This window comes from Paenibacillus sp. FSL M7-1414, from assembly GCF_038003195.1.
In the GTDB taxonomy this organism is placed as follows: Bacteria; Bacillota; Bacilli; order Paenibacillales; family Paenibacillaceae; genus Paenibacillus; species Paenibacillus amylolyticus.
In genome coordinates, this window is the sequence record NZ_JBBOOS010000001.1 from 3930787 (window position 1) to 3946394 (window position 15608).

Annotated in this window: 17 protein-coding genes and 1 riboswitch; of the genes, 3 read left to right on the forward strand and 14 right to left on the reverse strand. The window is 44.9% G+C overall.

The genetic code is table 11. The features are described from left to right. Positions 1-44 precede the first annotated feature (44 nt). From MHH92_RS17025 to MHH92_RS17040, 4 genes are all read right to left on the reverse strand, one after another. Positions 45-1391, reverse strand: a complete 1347-nt coding sequence (locus MHH92_RS17025) for an amino acid permease (RefSeq protein WP_340905125.1) — start codon at positions 1389-1391, stop codon at positions 45-47. A gap of 660 nt (positions 1392-2051) precedes the next feature. Next, on the reverse strand, positions 2052-2906 hold the full coding sequence (locus MHH92_RS17030) for an aldo/keto reductase (RefSeq protein ID WP_340905127.1): 855 nt from the start codon (positions 2904-2906) through the stop codon (positions 2052-2054). Positions 2907-3040: 134 nt separating this feature from the next. Further along, positions 3041-3814: an SDR family NAD(P)-dependent oxidoreductase gene (locus MHH92_RS17035; protein WP_127550538.1), complete on the reverse strand. Its 774-nt coding sequence runs from the start codon at positions 3812-3814 to the stop codon at positions 3041-3043. Positions 3815-3889: 75 nt separating this feature from the next. Next, positions 3890-4378 (reverse strand): GNAT family N-acetyltransferase, encoded by a 489-nt coding sequence (locus MHH92_RS17040; RefSeq protein ID WP_076250273.1) that lies wholly within the window; start codon positions 4376-4378, stop codon positions 3890-3892. Between the two features lie 178 nt (positions 4379-4556). On the opposite strand from MHH92_RS17040, the gene xerS reads away from it, so the two are divergent. Then, a complete protein-coding gene (gene xerS / locus MHH92_RS17045; protein WP_340905130.1) occupies positions 4557-5663 on the forward strand; it encodes a tyrosine recombinase XerS in 1107 nt (368 codons plus the stop codon). Between the two features lie 247 nt (positions 5664-5910). Here the strand turns inward: xerS and mobB are convergent, their stop codons facing one another. Continuing rightward, positions 5911-6435 (reverse strand): molybdopterin-guanine dinucleotide biosynthesis protein B, encoded by a 525-nt coding sequence (gene mobB, locus MHH92_RS17050; protein ID WP_340905132.1) that lies wholly within the window; start codon positions 6433-6435, stop codon positions 5911-5913. A gap of 15 nt (positions 6436-6450) precedes the next feature. After that, the gene (locus tag MHH92_RS17055) at positions 6451-7740 is read right to left on the reverse strand and encodes a molybdopterin molybdotransferase MoeA (protein ID WP_340907697.1); all 1290 of its coding nucleotides are present in this window, start codon (positions 7738-7740) and stop codon (positions 6451-6453) included. Positions 7741-7934: 194 nt separating this feature from the next. Here MHH92_RS17055 and MHH92_RS17060 point away from each other — a divergent pair, with 194 nt between their 5' ends. Then, on the forward strand, positions 7935-8231 hold the full coding sequence (locus MHH92_RS17060; protein WP_076328545.1) for a restriction endonuclease: 297 nt from the start codon (positions 7935-7937) through the stop codon (positions 8229-8231). Between the two features lie 114 nt (positions 8232-8345). Here the strand turns inward: MHH92_RS17060 and MHH92_RS17065 are convergent, their stop codons facing one another. From MHH92_RS17065 to lpdD, 5 genes are all read right to left on the reverse strand, one after another. Beyond that, on the reverse strand, positions 8346-9086 hold the full coding sequence (locus MHH92_RS17065; protein WP_017688102.1) for a DUF4247 domain-containing protein: 741 nt from the start codon (positions 9084-9086) through the stop codon (positions 8346-8348). A 12-nt stretch (positions 9087-9098) separates the two neighbouring features. Beyond that, positions 9099-9605, reverse strand: a complete 507-nt coding sequence (locus tag MHH92_RS17070; RefSeq protein ID WP_076210134.1) for a DUF4178 domain-containing protein — start codon at positions 9603-9605, stop codon at positions 9099-9101. 23 nt (positions 9606-9628) lie between these two features. Continuing rightward, the gene (locus tag MHH92_RS17075; protein ID WP_036613690.1) at positions 9629-10030 is read right to left on the reverse strand and encodes a DUF350 domain-containing protein; all 402 of its coding nucleotides are present in this window, start codon (positions 10028-10030) and stop codon (positions 9629-9631) included. A gap of 95 nt (positions 10031-10125) precedes the next feature. Continuing rightward, positions 10126-10797 (reverse strand): PspA/IM30 family protein, encoded by a 672-nt coding sequence (locus MHH92_RS17080; protein WP_100527408.1) that lies wholly within the window; start codon positions 10795-10797, stop codon positions 10126-10128. A 112-nt stretch (positions 10798-10909) separates the two neighbouring features. Continuing rightward, the gene (gene lpdD / locus MHH92_RS17085) at positions 10910-11251 is read right to left on the reverse strand and encodes a prenylated flavin chaperone LpdD (protein ID WP_051447323.1); all 342 of its coding nucleotides are present in this window, start codon (positions 11249-11251) and stop codon (positions 10910-10912) included. Positions 11252-11404: 153 nt separating this feature from the next. Between lpdD and MHH92_RS17090 the strand changes: the two genes are divergently transcribed. Then, positions 11405-12196 carry a polysaccharide deacetylase family protein gene (locus MHH92_RS17090; protein ID WP_340905142.1) on the forward strand — a complete coding sequence of 264 codons (792 nt, stop codon included), beginning with the start codon at positions 11405-11407 and terminating at the stop codon, positions 12194-12196. 107 nt (positions 12197-12303) lie between these two features. Here MHH92_RS17090 and MHH92_RS17095 read toward each other — a convergent pair whose 3' ends face one another. From MHH92_RS17095 to MHH92_RS17105, 3 genes are all read right to left on the reverse strand, one after another. Then, positions 12304-12978 (reverse strand): 3D domain-containing protein, encoded by a 675-nt coding sequence (locus MHH92_RS17095; protein WP_036613684.1) that lies wholly within the window; start codon positions 12976-12978, stop codon positions 12304-12306. A gap of 2 nt (positions 12979-12980) precedes the next feature. Then, positions 12981-13175, reverse strand: a riboswitch (cyclic di-AMP (ydaO/yuaA leader). A 218-nt stretch (positions 13176-13393) separates the two neighbouring features. Then, a complete protein-coding gene (locus MHH92_RS17100; protein WP_036613682.1) occupies positions 13394-14116 on the reverse strand; it encodes an amino acid ABC transporter ATP-binding protein in 723 nt (240 codons plus the stop codon). Beyond that, positions 14103-15566 carry an ABC transporter substrate-binding protein/permease gene (locus MHH92_RS17105; protein ID WP_081746001.1) on the reverse strand — a complete coding sequence of 488 codons (1464 nt, stop codon included), beginning with the start codon at positions 15564-15566 and terminating at the stop codon, positions 14103-14105. Before MHH92_RS17105 ends, MHH92_RS17100 begins: the two co-directional genes overlap by 14 nt. Positions 15567-15608 lie beyond the last annotated feature (42 nt).

Here is a 15608-nt window from a genome sequence, read left to right on the forward strand (position 1 = left end):
CATTAATCCGTTGTGCGACCTCCACGAAAGTTGCTGAAAGGTACTTATGGTTTGGATGGTGCTGACTGCGGTGTTTTCGAGCCACGTACCTTATGAACAACATACGTGATGATCCCAAGGAACACCAAAAGTCCCACACTTGCCAGCAGACCCGTTCTGCTGGCTTTTTCCATCGCTGTCCCAGCCACAGCAGCCACAATTAATACTATGGCAATCCACACTTTGATGCGATTCCACTTCACGGGCTTCATTTTTTTAATGTACGTGATGCAGATGAGCAGCCATGTATACATTAATACCAGACTACCTGCTGTCGTCACATATTCAAACAAACTCTTGGGCATCCATAATGCCATCAACGTAGACAGGACTAATCCAGCCGCTGTACAACACAATGCCTGAAGTGGCATGTCCTTTTTTCCCCGGGTCTTCGTGAACAACTTTGGTGCATCTCCATCTTCCGCGAGTTTCACCAACATGGACGTAATGGCATATAACGAAGCCACCATTGTCGAGAATCCGGCTATAATCAGAATTCCGTTGAGAATGTGGACCACAACAGTGAATCCAATGGTTGACATGGCTTTGACAAGCGGACTTTCATCTGGAGTTAACTGAACTGAAGGCACAAGCAACAGGATCAACGCAATTGCAATCACATAGAGTGTACTCACCGTCAATAGCATTACTCGACCTGATTTCACTGCATCTTTTGGTTCTTTCAGGTTAGCTGCCATCAAACCCATAACCTCGATCCCGGCAAAAGCAAAGAATGCATAGATGAAACCGGTCCATACGCCTTTACCTCCATGCGGGAACCATTCATTCTTCAATTGCTCGGGTGTGACTTTTACAGGTAACCAACCCAGACAAGCCGCTCCTGCTATAGCTATAAATGCAACCGTTGCAGCAAGTTTGATTACAGCAAGAATATTCTCCGTTTTGGTTAATCCCTTCGCTCCCAGTGCAGCAATGAACAGACCTATAGCGGCATAGATCGCAACAAATGCCCATAGCGGAAACTTGGGAAACCAGAATTGAGAGAACAGCCCAAGTGCCGTTAATGAGCTGCCCATGATGAGCATTTCAGAGAACCAGTACATCCATCCACTACCAAAACCAGCCCAAGGTCCGAATGCTTCGCCCGCATACGTTCGAAAAGCGCCTTCCTTTGGATCATCTGCCGTCATCTGTGCCAGCGCACCAAATACAAAGTAAGTACCTGCTGCCGCCAGCACCAACAATATAAGTACGGATATGCCAGCCCAATGAATCGCCAGACTGGTCCCTAGAAAAAATCCCGTTCCCAGTGTGCAACCCGCGCCAAACAAGGATAGGCTGACCCAACTTAGTTTTTCGTCGTCGTTTTTACGGTGTTGCTGACTTTTCATGAAGCTCCTCCTTCTGCCTTATCCCCTTACGATTTACAGGTCATGGAGGTTTTATGTCTGTATTACCAAAAGAATTATTATTAGTTTACATAATAATTAATATGTTAAAATTATTCTGATAATGAATTTAAGCTGTATGCTTTTAGAGATTATTCATAAAGATATATTTTCAATTTGATTTAAACCCGCAAAAAAGTGGTTGACTTCAATCGCTTAAAATGGTTTTCCTTTAAACTTGGTGGTGCGTCAATGTGGCTATATGAGAGATGGTAACTAAGGTGAGAAAATGATCTTTCTATTGTGAATTTTTCATATATTGAAATATTATAACTCAGTCGTTATTTCTTTTAAATTGAACGTAGATTGCCTATTTTTCGTATTTTCTCAATAGCTTTATCGTTTTTTATAAATTTAATTGTTTTAAATAAAGGCTATTTCCTGGGATTTTTCCTCTTTCATCCTTCTTAACCCGATTCGGGCTAAGCTGACGTATAGACATTATCCCCTAAAATTTTTCGCAGCCCCTGATCCGAAAGTTGTTGTGAATTTTTCATATGTTGAAAATATTTTATGTTGGTCATAAAAAAGCCGCCATATGGCGGCTTCGCTAATATTTCTGATTTAAGTCCGGCCAGTCCAATCTGCTCCGGCGATTTCTTTCTATCGTGCTCTAATTTCAACATACAATTCCTGTGGGAGTTGCCCTTTAGCCACGAGATCAGCATTTTGCTGCCAGCGATTGGGCTTGGCTGTTCCTACAATAGCTGTGTCTACACCTTCGGTACTTAGCGTAAAACGCAGTGCTGTTTCCACCGCTGCCTGGGCATCTTCTCCCAGAAAACCATAGTTCAGTTCACTTAAGCGCTTCCAGTATATAAATGGATATGCCTCTTCCGAAAGTGTTTCATACGTCCAAGCCGCATTGGCAATTGGTCTTTTCGCGATGACACCCATGTTTCTCTTCCTTGCCTCAGGCAACGTGAGATCAATTGCTTCCTGATCTGCGATATTTAATGAAGTCTCCAGGCTGTCAAATACTCCGGTCTGAATCGCATATAGCGCATCTGTTGTATCCCCACTGTATCCGATAAATCTGGTTTTCCCTTCTTCCTTGGCACGCTGTAGTACTTCGATCACTGCTCCTTGTCGGAGTACTTCTTCGGAGCAGCTATGCAAATGGATAACATCCACATAGTCCGTTTTCAGCCGTTTCAGACTACGGTCAATCGTTTGCTCCAGTACTTTGGCATCCCAATCCGGGCCTTCGATCCCGGCAGCATGTCCACATTTGGTGAACAAATAGTAGTCATCACGCCGATGTGACAACACCTCACCGATTAATTCTTCGCTGTCACCGTAACATTCAGCCGTGTCTATCACGTTTAATCCAGCATCCAGGGCACTATTCAGCAATGTCGCTACATCCGTTTTAGATACATCTTTGCCTATTTCCGCTCCGCCAAATCCAAGTGTACTTACGTTCATACCAGTATTACCGTACTTGCGCGTTTCCATGGTTATCTTCCTCCAAGTTCAGTGAATTGGGTACAGATAAATAGAAATACAGATTAACTTCAACTTCCCTTATGTTATTACCCATGAGTTGGTTATGCCACCCACTTTTCTAAACTACAACCAACGTCATTTATTTAGAAGCCATAAATGGACATTCCACCGTCAACCAATAACGTCTGACCCGTTATGTATCCCGCTGCATCTGATGCCAGAAATACAACCGGCCCTACCACTTCTTCCAGTTCTCCCACTCGCTGTAGCGGTGTGCGGCTTACAATTTCCTGCAAATACTGGGGATCATCCAGCAGTTTTTCAGTCAGAGGTGTTCGGAAATACCATGGCCCTACTGAATTGACACGGATTCCATACTTGCCCCATTCCAGTGCGAGCACTTTGGTCATATGAATTAACGCAGCTTTGGTCGCGCCATATACAACCCCTGTCCGCAAAGCCGTATGGCCGCCTACCGAAGAGATGTTAATGATCTTCCCGGTCCCACGTTCTTTCATATGCTGACCCGCCAATTGCGAAGCGAAGAAAGCCGATTTTAAGTTTGTCTGCATGATGGTCTCCCACTGCTCGTCCGTTACTTCAAGTGCTGGTGTCCGTATGTTCATACCTGCGTTATTCACCAGAATGTCCAGACTCCCCATCTCCGAGATCGCCTCTTGAAACGTCTCTTCCATTTGTTCTTTTGATGTCACATCCGCAGTCAGAGCTAGCGCTTTACGCCCTGTCTGTTCATAGATGTAGGCGGCTGTCTCCTCAATTTCTTTCATCGTTCGGGATACAAGTACAACGTCACTTCCTGACTGGGCAAGTCCAATCGCAATTGCTTTTCCGATCCCTCTCCCTGCACCTGTCACCAGTGCTGTCTGTCCATCGAGATGGAATGTGGGTACGTTCATGTCACTCACTCCTTCATCAGATTCTTTATCAGCATTCATGCAAATGCTTATATGTAAGTGAAGCCCCGATTGGAATCAGGTTACAAAATACTGGCTTGGATTGCCCAGTTCCGGATGGAACTTTTCTCGAAAGCGGCCTCCGGTATAATCCCCTATAATTTTTCGCCAGAACGCCTGCGCAATAACATTGTTACGAACCTGGGTCACTTTCCATCTTCCTGGAAAACGTTTGAACAGCTCGTAGGCTGCCCGAGTGCCCACCCCACTACGCCGATATTTTTGCATCACAAAAAACTCAGTCAAATAGTAGTCGTTATCCTTACTACCAGGCTCCAATTTCTCCACCAGAGCAAACCCTGCAGGTGCCCCATCACTTGTAATCAAAAAAGGAAACTTGCGGTCCTCTTCTGCCCAGAATGCCTCCAGACCGGGATATTCCGGAAAAATGCCGTTACTGTCCACATCAATATTCAGGTATTTGGTAAAATCATATAGATAAAATTGCATTAAATGCCGAATCACCTGACTGCGTTCCCGGGGAACCAGTTCTATTTTCATATTCATCCGGTTCACCTCCTCTGCTCTACGTATACTAATTACTTTAAAGGTTTACGCGCCGAAGGGCAAGGAAGCATACCCTACTTACTGCCTGCTTTGGTGAACAAGCTGTGAGCATGTAAATTATGGTACACTAGAGCATAGAATACTATTAAATTGAATATTAATCTTATATGTTTTTCACATGGAGGTGTCGAACTTGACCAACGTGCAAAAAGAGATTGATCGACGCAAGCTGGATGACAAACTACCTTCCATGCCTTGGTTCGTTCAGCAATTCATGGACTACAAGCTGCCTGACCTGTCCCCCTCTACTCTGCTCGAATATCTGAGAGATTACGAAACTTTCTTCGGATGGTTGCGAGCAGAAGGGCTCTCCGAGGCAAGCTCTAATAAAGAAGTTACCTTGACTGAACTGGAAGTCCTTCGCATGGATTCGGTTACCGCCTATCGGTTATTTCTCACAACCAAACGAGAAGGAACCAATTCCAGAATTACCGTCTCCCGCAAGCTCTCTTCCCTTCGCTCCCTTTTTCATTACCTGAGCCAAATTGCGGAAGATGAAGACTTTTATCCTTTGCTGAAGCGGAACATTATGGCCAAAATCGAGATCAAGCGTACCCATAAACCCAAGGACACCGCTGCCAAACTCAAAGGTAAAATCCTAGAGGAAGAGGAATTGCTGGAATTTATCGGCTATATTCTTGAAGGTTACGCTGTTGATATGGAGAAGAACAAGCAGGCCCTATACTCCCATGAAATCAACAAAGAACGGGACGCCTGTATTGCCAGCCTGATTCTGAATTCCGGCTTACGGGTGTCGGAGGTCGTGAACCTGAACGTCGATGACCTTGATCTGAACAACAAACTCCTGTATGTTTATCGCAAAGGTAACAATGATGAGACGTACAAAACACCCGTTTATTTCAGGGAACAGGCCAAGGACGAACTCGCAACTTATATGAACCTGCGGCAATCACGTTACCGCACGCCCAAGCGGGAGAAAGGTCTGTTCATTGCTTTGCGTAACGGAGATTCAGAAGGCAGTCGAATGACCAAAAGAGCGATCCAGGCTATGATCATGAAATACGCCAAACGTTTTGGCAAACCTTATCTAACCGTGCACAAATTACGCCATTCATTCGCAACCGACTATTATTTGCAAAATGATATTTACAAAACGAAGGAGCAGCTTGGACACGCTTCTACGGAAACAACCGAGATCTATGCTCACCTTACCGACAAAACGATGTCCGAAGCCATTGAACGTCGTACCGACGAAGGGATGTAACATCCCGAACATAATAAAAGCAGCAAACCGCATCAAGGATTTCGATCCGAGAAAGGTCTGCTGCTTTTTTGTTTTTTTTGCATCATTCAAGGAGAAGAGCATAAGTAGAAATAATTATAGTTTACATAATAAATATTACGTTGTATTAAAAAGAATCAATCACGCTCTCTGTACATTCAATCATATCCAGCGATCATAATATCCTACTTTTTTAACGTTTCTACGATTAGACTTCACCATTCTGCCTTCACTTGCTTTCAACCATCGCTAACAACGCTTTGGCTATATCCTCCGTTTCATGAACCGAGTACCATGTTATCTCTCTGCTTACGGCGCTCCGCTCTATAAACTGCTCTGAAGGTAGCCATGAGATTATACCCACTACCCCTTCAAGCTGATCAACCAAGGTCAGATCTTTCTCTTCTCGAACCATCACAAATTTGGGATAAGAAACATTCTTGAATCCTTCAACAACAATCCAATCATAATCCGATAGATAGCTCAGCATATCCTCCAGCTTGGTTGCCTGTCGCTCCATAATCGCAGTACGTTTCTCTGACATGATAACCACCGCCGAAGCCCCAGACTCTCCAAATCGATAAGAATCCGTTCCTTCTTGATCCATCTCAAAATGGTCATGACCATCATGCTTAATTGCTGCTACTTTAAGTCCCATAGAAGAAAAGTGCCCAATCAGCGCGGCTGTCAGGGTTGTCTTGCCTGTGTTTTTGTATCCAACAATCTGTATGATACGTGGCTTTGTATCACTCATTGTAGTCATCCACCACTACCTCACATGACCTGAGGGCAGTTTGAGAATACGTACCTGCTCACCCGCAGGAATGCCTTTTTTCTCAGGTGGAACAACAATCAGGCAATCACTGTCCTTAATGGTGATCATCACGCTGGATTCATCTACACGGGCGGCAGCCGGTATCGCGTACACCATGCCGTTGCGGATCTCTGTGCGTCCACGGACGAACCGTGTGAAATTATTAACTTTGGTGTACTCTTCTTCCAAGATCGCAGTCCATTCTTCCATATAAGGATGAGCATCCGCCTGCATGGAACGAATGGTTGGACGAACAAACAGACCAAAACCTACAAAACAAGCCCCCGGGTTACCCGAAAGTGCAAAAAGCAATTTATCTTTATATATAGCAGCTGTGGTCACACTGCCTGGTCGCATCGTCACTTTGTTAAACAACATCTCCACATGTTCTTCAAGCACAAGTTCACCCATAATATCATAATCCCCGACGGATACTCCGCCTGTGGTCACCACGATATCATTATCTTGAATGGCTTCTTCCAGTTTGGCCCTTGCCGTATTCACATCGTCTGCAATAGAACCGTACATCACAGGCTCTCCACCTGCCTCAACAACCAGAGAGCGCAGCATGTAACTGTTGCTGTTCCGAATCCGACCTGGTTGTAATGGCTCATCTACATCAAGCAATTCCGTGCCGGTTGCAAATATCGCCACCCTTGGACGTTGAAATACGGAAACTTCTGCTATGCCAAAAGTAGCTAACACGGACTGCTCTCCTGCCCTGATGATCGTTCCTGCTTCGAGCAGTTGCTGTCCCTCTTGGACTTCCAGTCCGATTGGGGTGATATTAGCACCCGACAATATGTGCCGTTTCAATGCAATCCACTGTTCTCCATTCTCTACCTTGCTCTCGGTCATCTCCATCATAACTACCGCATCCGCACCTTCCGGAACCTGTGCACCCGTCATGATGCGAGCCGTCGTACCTGAAACAATGGTGTGATCCGAGGTGTAGCCGCAAGGAATTTCATCAATGACTCGAAACCAAACTTGATGATCACTCGATGCATTTATGGTATCTGTACTTATAATCGCGAATCCATCCATACCCGATCTCCGGAAAAATGGATACGGATGGGGTGCCTGAATCGTCTCTGCAAGTGTGCGGCCATGAGCAGATTCAAGATGAACTTTCTCTATGGAGCCTACAGTAACTCTCGCAGCTATTTTGGCTTGGGCATCCGGTACCTGTACAGCTGTACGATTGAATTTGGCAGTTGTCATATCATGTGAATGTGAGTTCATTTTCAAAAGTATTCTTACCTCCTAAAGACTATCATCCTTTAAGAAAGTGTAGCCCGAATATTGTAAGATAACAAGTACATCACTTATTGAATCCTGTGACAAAATCTTATTTCTTACAGGTGTAACATTCCTTGATCTATATTCAACATGAAAGGCATCTTGTCTGCCCATAATATAAGTGACAAAGGGAGGCGATGATCATAAGTAATCGATGTGAATTATGCGGAAGAGAACCTGTGAACACGACCGTTCATCATCTGACACCCAAAGAAATGGGCGGAACATTTCTACCAACGGCCAACCTGTGCATCCCCTGTCACAAACAGATTCATTCGCTATACACCAATCGCGACATTGTAACCCTTGGTCTCACTGATCTGCAATCCTTGAGACAGGATGAACGAATGATTCCATTTATCCGCTGGATTCGCAAACAACCTGCTACAACGATTCCCCGCGTACACAAGTCCAATCATGTTCGCAAGTCGTAAAGAAAAAAGAACAGCTCCAAGGTAAATGCGCGGATAGAGATAAATCCGTCATACCTTTTCCTGTTCTTTTTGGATTGAACTATATGTTGGGCAGCCAAGCTTATAATTAAATCATTATCTTCGCCTCTTAATTCGGCCGCCGCCCACTCTGGTTTTTGGTTTTTTGTAGGATTTCTTAGGTGAATCAAACAGCCCACCACTGCTCTTGTTGCGATCAATGGTTCCCTTGCTCTGATCCTTGTTGCGGTTGAATAATCCTCCGCCAGATCCCACGCTTGAATCTTTATCGCTTCCGCGCCTTGTAATCGTACCTTTCCGATCAACAGTAATAGGTGGAGCAAGCTTCTTGTCATTACTTGTTGGTGCACGATAAGATCCTGCACTCGGTTTATACGTATCTTTATTGGTGTATCCCCGATAGTTGCCATAACCTCGCCCGCCAAAAGAATCGAACAAATTACCAATTAATGTAGCGGTGAGGTAACCTTGTAAAAAAGATGAATCGTAGTTCTGCCGAACATATTCCTTGGAGTCCACCTCAACCAAGGTATCCTCCGGCTTGTTCGGGTCTTGTTGCAGGTGATAATACTCGTCCTGATACACGAGGAACATACGCTCTGTGTTCTCTGCCGAGATCTGATCCGGTTGCCGCTGGTCAGACAATTCCTGAGCCACTTCCGGAACGGTACGGTCCGAAGCCCGGTACACATAGGACGTTGAGTTACCACTGCCGTTAACCGATTCAAGCGGATAGGTGTCCTGAACAGAAGGTGCTGCTCCGCACGCGGACAACAGAGACATCACAAGGCTGAGGACCAGCATTAATTTTAATCCATGTGCCAAGCGTTTTTTCATTGGGAACCTCTCCTAGCTCGAACGAATCACTTTGATATCCGCAGGAAGAATGGACTCACCCTCATACAGTGTAAATCTTCTGTCTTGCCACTCCACCCGAAGAAGCATATTATCATCCGACTGATACTGCCATACCAATTGTTCTCCAGCCTGGCCATATGGAGTTCTACCTGCCGTTGATACCATGCCTCCATACTCTTCCTCCAGATGAAATGCGCGTCCATCCAGGTCCAGCAATGTAGGCACCTCATCAGGCGCATCAAGCCTGCCATCAATTGGTGTATATAGGGCGTAACGTGTGAGTTCCCGTTCTTCGATATGCAAATATCGAAATGCGGTACCATCCTGCAGCGTGAGCACAACTGCATTTCGAGCACGATTTTGTACCCGACCAACGACTTCATAAGTGACCAGAGAAACCTCACAGATATCACCAGGTGCAAGCTGAAGCATCGTTTTCTCTGCCTGCGGTGGTTCAGGTTTCGTTAGTATTCCTTTAATTCGTTTCCATACACTCATGAGAATTACTCCTGTTCCTTATCTTATAAACAAGCTGCAATAATCAGTGCGCCCACGATATGTAAAGCGCCAGAGAACAAACCGTATCCTGTCTTCCCTTGCTGAATTCCCGTATCCAGATCCAGATTGGCCCATTTGCGAATCATAAAGTGTACAACACTCTCCAGAATCAACAAAATGATAAAGGATACAACGGAGACCAGCAGTGCTTCTCCCAGGTGACCGGCCGTAGAAATGGACGTAGCGAGTACATATCCTTGTGCAAATAATTTCATAACCATACGTGTAGTAACGGCCATATTGCCAGCCTTAACTTCAGCAAAATCCTTATATTTCGTGAACAGTGAATCAACATACATCAGCACAAACAGCAAAACCGAACCAGATCCGGTCCAGACCAGCATCGCCAAAATGTTCAAATCCATTTACACAGCCCCCACATATCAACATGAACCGCATTTAAAAGCGAAGGAGAAATACTCTTCTCCTCCGCTGGTTAACCCTGCTGACAACCAAGGTATTAGTTCTTATTATCGTACTGTTTCATCAATGCTGCGAGTTCGTCTTCAACAGCCTGATCTTTACCCAACTTCTCGAACTCATCATCCAAAGATTTTCCTTTGGAAGACATTTCGTTACTTGCTTCGGCCTGTGCTTCCATCTGCATCATTTTCTCTTCCATACGCTTCATACCAGCACTTGCAGTATCAGAGCCAAACCCATTCAACGCTTTGTTGATTTCCGTTTGGGCTTTTGCTGCATTGTAACGGGCTACCAGTGTTTCGCGTTTGTTCTTCATTTGAGTCAGTTGCTTACGCATCTCGTCGAGCTTGCCACGCAGGTTATCTGCAGAAGCCTTGTTTTGGTCATAGCTGGTTTTGTACTCAGCCATCTTCTCTTCAGCAGCCTTTTTCTCTTCCAGAGCACGTCGAGCCAAATCCATATTCTGAGCACGTGCCGCCGTATGCGCCTGCTCTTCACGTTTCTTCACAAGAGCTTCCTGCTCTTCGAACAACTGCTTGAATTTCTTCTCAATGGCGATCTGTTGAGCTACTGCTTTCTCCGCATCTTCCAGATCCTCTTGCATGTCACGGATATATTGATCCGTCATCTTGATTGGATCTTCCGCCTTGTCAATAATGGCGTTGATGTTAGACATAGTTAGATCACGCAAACGTTTGAAAATGGACATTATGTTATTCCTCCTAGTCGATATTACATCGTATATAAACATACATACGTAACAATCTAACAACTCGTTTCAATTTTAGCAAATAAAATCAAAACATTCGATGGCTCTTATGTCAGGAAGATCGTTTATCTTTGTTCAGATGATCCTCCATCAACCTCTCTGCAGTCTGCACGATTTCGTCGATCTGCATCCGCGTGATGGAATCAAAATGAATACCCATGATCACCGTAACGGTTACTTTCAGCTGCAGGGCAGCCTTTCGGGCAAGCCGCTCACACAGCTCTTGTTCTTTATGCCCAGGAATATGTACCGTCGTCCCGCTTACGCGCTCATGATCCACATAGAACGTGGCTACTGCGCCAATATGTGCCTTTCCTCCGGTAACGAGAAAAACCTTATCTTCTCCTGCTTCAATCACCTGTAAACGTATGGATTTCAAATCATATGTACTCATACCCATCCCCCTATCCTTTTCTATATGTTATATATGGAGGAATTATGGCTGTCATGAGCTAAATCGGCAATGAAACTTCTCACACTGCGCATATTTTATGGAGCCCCCGGGCATACCAAGGAGAACGTCATTTTGAAAAAGGAGGCCGATATTATGCGCGTACGCCTCATTATGCTGATGGTTATCGTTATTTTTCTCGGAGGATATCATGCTCCAGTTTCAGCGCGGGATGTTTCAAGCCCGCCAAGTGAATCCGTATCAGGTTCGGATTCTGCGGAAGAAGAACAACTGACATTGGGACAGTTACGTCAAAAATATGCCGATACGTTCAAAACCAATGGTCCTTCAACCAAGAAGGTTGCACTGACTTTTGATGATGTACCTGATCCACGGTTTACTCCACAAGTACTGGATGTATTAAAGAAGTACAATGTCAGAGCTACATTCTTCATCGTGGGTAGTCGTGCTGAGAAACATCCGGATCTGGTGAAACGCATCGTTAAGGAAGGGCATATGGTTGGTAATCACAGCTACAATCATCCTGAATTCAGTAAGCTGTCGATGAATGCCTTTCGCAAACAAATTTTACATACCGGGGATATTATTCGACGTTTGGCAGGATATACGCCCAAGATGATTCGGCCGCCCTATGGAGACATTAATGAAGAACAGCTGAGATGGGCTGCCAAACAACACTATAGCATTGTGAACTGGAACGTAGACTCCCTGGACTGGAAAGGCCTTTCAAAGGAACAGGTGAAAGATAACATCCTCTCTGCCGTAAAACCCGGTTCCATCGTTCTGCAACATGCTGGAGGCGGTGTAGGATCAAATCTGAACGGCACAATTGAGGCTTTGCCTGAAATCATTGAGGAACTACGTAATTGGGGATATGAACTGGTCACCTTGGACGAAATGCTGGGATTGCCAAAGGCCAAAGATTAAGATGACCGTGATAGAAATAAATGAGAATATTAAAAGGGTGCTGTTCATTCGCGAATTAGCGACTGGCAGACACCCTGTTTGAATTCATTTTAAATGTTATTTTCTCTCTACTTCAGAATGTACAGCTCGATATCCTGAAAACCAAATGAGCTTACAGACTGTTTGCTACCCGGGATAAAGATATCAATCCGGTGACCTTTGATTGCACCGCCCACATCACGTGCTGTGGCTACAAAAGCCTGTTTTGGCAATCCTGGATGGCTGTGACCAGTTACCAGTACTTTAGTTCCAAGTGGAATCACACTTGGATCAACTGCAATCGTACCCAGTTCAAGGTCATTCCCGAAATAATCGACTGCACCCCAGCCTCCATTTTCAGACGGATCTGCAGAGTATGCCGTTGCTTTTACGTTCACAGCTTTGCTGTAATCGAATGTTTTACCCCAGGCTTGAACCACTTTGTTATCTGCGTTAACGTCCAAGCTCGCTGTAGTAACAGTCTTCGCTTGGGTCTTGCTCTCCGTTGCCGCAGCGGCTGCAACATTGTTTGCCTTACCGGGAATCGTAATTTTCAAACCACCATAAATGTTGTAAGCCGAAATGTCGTTGTTTGCTTTAATTAACGTGTTGAGTGCTACTCCATATTGTTTTGATAAGGTGTAGAAGGTATCCCCTTCTTTGGCCACATGAACTGAATCGGCGTGTGCCGGAACGGCTTGAATGAGCATTGCTGTTGTCATTAATGCTACTGCTGTTTTGGCTATACGTTTCTTGTTAATCATGGTCTTCCTCCCTCATTGTGCCTGCGAAGTTAGTTGTCGGATTCGGATGAGGAGCCCACCCTATAGGTTCTTCGTTACATTTGAAACGTTATGTACCCAATTCACCCCAAGCAGTGTGCTGTAGATCTTCCCCCTGCACAATCTGCATCGTTACATCCCCCGCACTCCCTGTCCGGAAGTTTCGGCAGAGTTCAATATATCACAATTTTGTAACCTGAACTTGTAGTAATTCTTACCAAATGGTTTTTAGCTTGTAAGCATTTGTAAGAATACTGGTTAATTCAGAAAGTTTGGTTGACCCGATTCCTTTACATTTGGTAACAGAATAGTTACTTTTCCGAATCCATACGTCATTATTATCCATAAAAAATAGCGTTACCGACTCGAAGTCAGTAACGCTATTTGATCACATCGTTTAGAGTACTTTGGCAAGAAAATCACGTGTACGTGAATTTTTGGGTGCTCCAAACACCTCATCAGGTGTTCCCTCTTCCACAATAACCCCGCCATCCATGAACAGGATTCGGTCTCCCACTTCACGTGCAAAACCCATCTCATGGGTTACGATGACCATCGTCATCCCGCCTTCTGCAAGACGTTTCATGACATCCAACACTTCACCGACCATCTCGGGGTCCAGTGCCGAAGTTGGCTCGTCAAACAGCATCACATGCGGCTGCATGGCCAATGCTCTAGCAATGGCGATCCGCTGCTTCTGTCCACCAGACAGCTGATTCGGGAATGTATCTTTTTTATCGTACAAGCCTACGGTGTTAAGCAGATCAGCGGCAATTTTCTCCGCTTCCTGAGTGGATTGTTTCTTTACTTTAATCGGAGCAATCGTAATGTTTTGCTCTACCGTTTTGTGTGGGAACAGGTTGAAGTGCTGGAACACCATGCCCATTTTCTCACGAGTTGCGTTAATGTTATGCTTGGGGTCCGTGATTGACACGCCTTCAAAATCAATCTCTCCTGAGGTAGGCTGTTCCAGCAGATTCAGACAACGCAAGAACGTACTTTTACCTGAACCGGAAGGACCGATAACCACGACAACCTCACCTTTGCCAATCGTCACGTTAATGCCCTTAAGCACATCGTTATTACCATAAGATTTGTGTAATTGTCTAACGTCTATCACTTGCACTCAACTTCCTTTCCAGTCGTCCCAGCAGCTTGGACAAAATGAACGTCATTACAAAGTAGATGGCTGCTGCAATCAAAAATGGACTCAAGCCTTGGTACGTAATGTTCTTGACTACACTTGCCTGATACATAATATCCACCATACCGATAACGGAGATAATGGAGGATTCTTTGATGATAGTTATGAATTCATTACCGATCGCTGGTAATACAGCTTTGAAGGCTTGTGGCAATATGATATAACGCATCGCGGCGCCTCTTCCCATACCTAATGAACGCGCTGCCTCCAACTGACCACGATCCACACCTTGGATACCTGCACGGAAAATCTCCGCCAGATAGGCACCACTATTGATTGAAAGTGTAATGATACCTGCCTGAAGTGCAGTGAAGTTAATGCCAAAGCTCAGAGAAAAACCATAGTAAATAATCATCAATTGTACCAGCATCGGTGTGCCACGGATCACTTCAACGTATGCCGTACCGATCCAGCGCAAGATTGCAGCGTCATGCAAACGGAACAAACAGATGATCAATCCAATAATTACCCCGAAGATAACCCCAAGTGCAGACAACAGAAGTGTGTATCCTACACCTGTAGCATAGAAACTTTTGTACTCCCAGAATACTTGGAAAATATTTTGTGATTTGTTCGCTTTATCCGCCATCAAGAGGCTGGCGTCCGTCACCATCTGATTGATTTTATCTTCGCTTTTCAGTCGCTCCAGTGTTCCATTTACTGCAGCTAGCAGCTCGGTATTACCTTTACGAATCCCGATTGCCGCTTCTGCTTGCTCTTCGTCCGGAACAGCAGCAGCAAGTCCAATGATATCGTCCAGATAACCTGCAGCAACGGTATCTTCAACGATTGCCGCATCAATGCGTTTTGTTTGCAGTTGAAGCACGATATCCGAGATTTTATCCAGCGCAGTAAGCTTCGCTCCTGGAATACTCTGTCCGATCGTTTCCTGAATGGAGCCTTTCTGAACGCCAATCTTCGCATTTTCAAGTTCTGCCATAGTTGGATATTTGTCTTTATCCACATTTCGAACCATAATCACTTGTTTTGATTTATAATAGGTGTCGGAAAAATCGATACTTTTCTTCCGCTCATCCGTCGGCGTCATACCTGAAATCACCAGATCAACACGCCCGCTCTGCAATGAAGGCAGAAGACCGTCGAAGCCCATATCCTCAATCACAAGCTCAGCGCCAAGATCTTTGGCAATCTCTTTGGCGATCTCAATATCGAAGCCGACAATTTCATCTTTGCCATTAATCACTTTATGGAATTCATATGGTGCAAAATCGGCACTTGTACCGAGCACCAGCTTTTTACTGCTTGAATTATCTGTAGTTCCACTTGCAAGTGCCACAGGAACGGCAGTCGTCAGCAGAATAACAAAGGTCAACAGCATCATGGTGTAACGACTTATTAATTTCAACCTTTTTCTCTCCCCTTACAATACTTTGTATGCTTCTCATGT

Excerpts from the sequence above, each read along its gene's own strand:
- MHH92_RS17055 (WP_340907697.1), bottom strand. The coding sequence starts at position 7,740 with ATGAACTCACATTCACATGATATGACAACTGCCAAATTCAATCGTACA.
- MHH92_RS17095 (WP_036613684.1), bottom strand. The coding sequence starts at position 12,978 with ATGATTAACAAGAAACGTATAGCCAAAACAGCAGTAGCATTAATGACA.
- MHH92_RS17065 (WP_017688102.1), bottom strand. The coding sequence starts at position 9,086 with ATGAAAAAACGCTTGGCACATGGATTAAAATTAATGCTGGTCCTCAGC.
- xerS (WP_340905130.1), top strand. The coding sequence starts at position 4,557 with ATGGAGGTGTCGAACTTGACCAACGTGCAAAAAGAGATTGATCGACGC.
- lpdD (WP_051447323.1), bottom strand. The coding sequence starts at position 11,251 with ATGAGTACATATGATTTGAAATCCATACGTTTACAGGTGATTGAAGCA.
- MHH92_RS17075 (WP_036613690.1), bottom strand. The coding sequence starts at position 10,030 with ATGGATTTGAACATTTTGGCGATGCTGGTCTGGACCGGATCTGGTTCG.
- MHH92_RS17060 (WP_076328545.1), top strand. The coding sequence starts at position 7,935 with ATGATCATAAGTAATCGATGTGAATTATGCGGAAGAGAACCTGTGAAC.
- MHH92_RS17040 (WP_076250273.1), bottom strand. The coding sequence starts at position 4,378 with ATGAATATGAAAATAGAACTGGTTCCCCGGGAACGCAGTCAGGTGATT.
- MHH92_RS17090 (WP_340905142.1), top strand. The coding sequence starts at position 11,405 with ATGCGCGTACGCCTCATTATGCTGATGGTTATCGTTATTTTTCTCGGA.
- mobB (WP_340905132.1), bottom strand. The coding sequence starts at position 6,435 with ATGAGTGATACAAAGCCACGTATCATACAGATTGTTGGATACAAAAAC.
- MHH92_RS17070 (WP_076210134.1), bottom strand. The coding sequence starts at position 9,605 with ATGAGTGTATGGAAACGAATTAAAGGAATACTAACGAAACCTGAACCA.
- MHH92_RS17035 (WP_127550538.1), bottom strand. The coding sequence starts at position 3,814 with ATGAACGTACCCACATTCCATCTCGATGGACAGACAGCACTGGTGACA.
- MHH92_RS17080 (WP_100527408.1), bottom strand. The coding sequence starts at position 10,797 with ATGTCCATTTTCAAACGTTTGCGTGATCTAACTATGTCTAACATCAAC.
- MHH92_RS17025 (WP_340905125.1), bottom strand. The coding sequence starts at position 1,391 with ATGAAAAGTCAGCAACACCGTAAAAACGACGACGAAAAACTAAGTTGG.
- MHH92_RS17030 (WP_340905127.1), bottom strand. The coding sequence starts at position 2,906 with ATGGAAACGCGCAAGTACGGTAATACTGGTATGAACGTAAGTACACTT.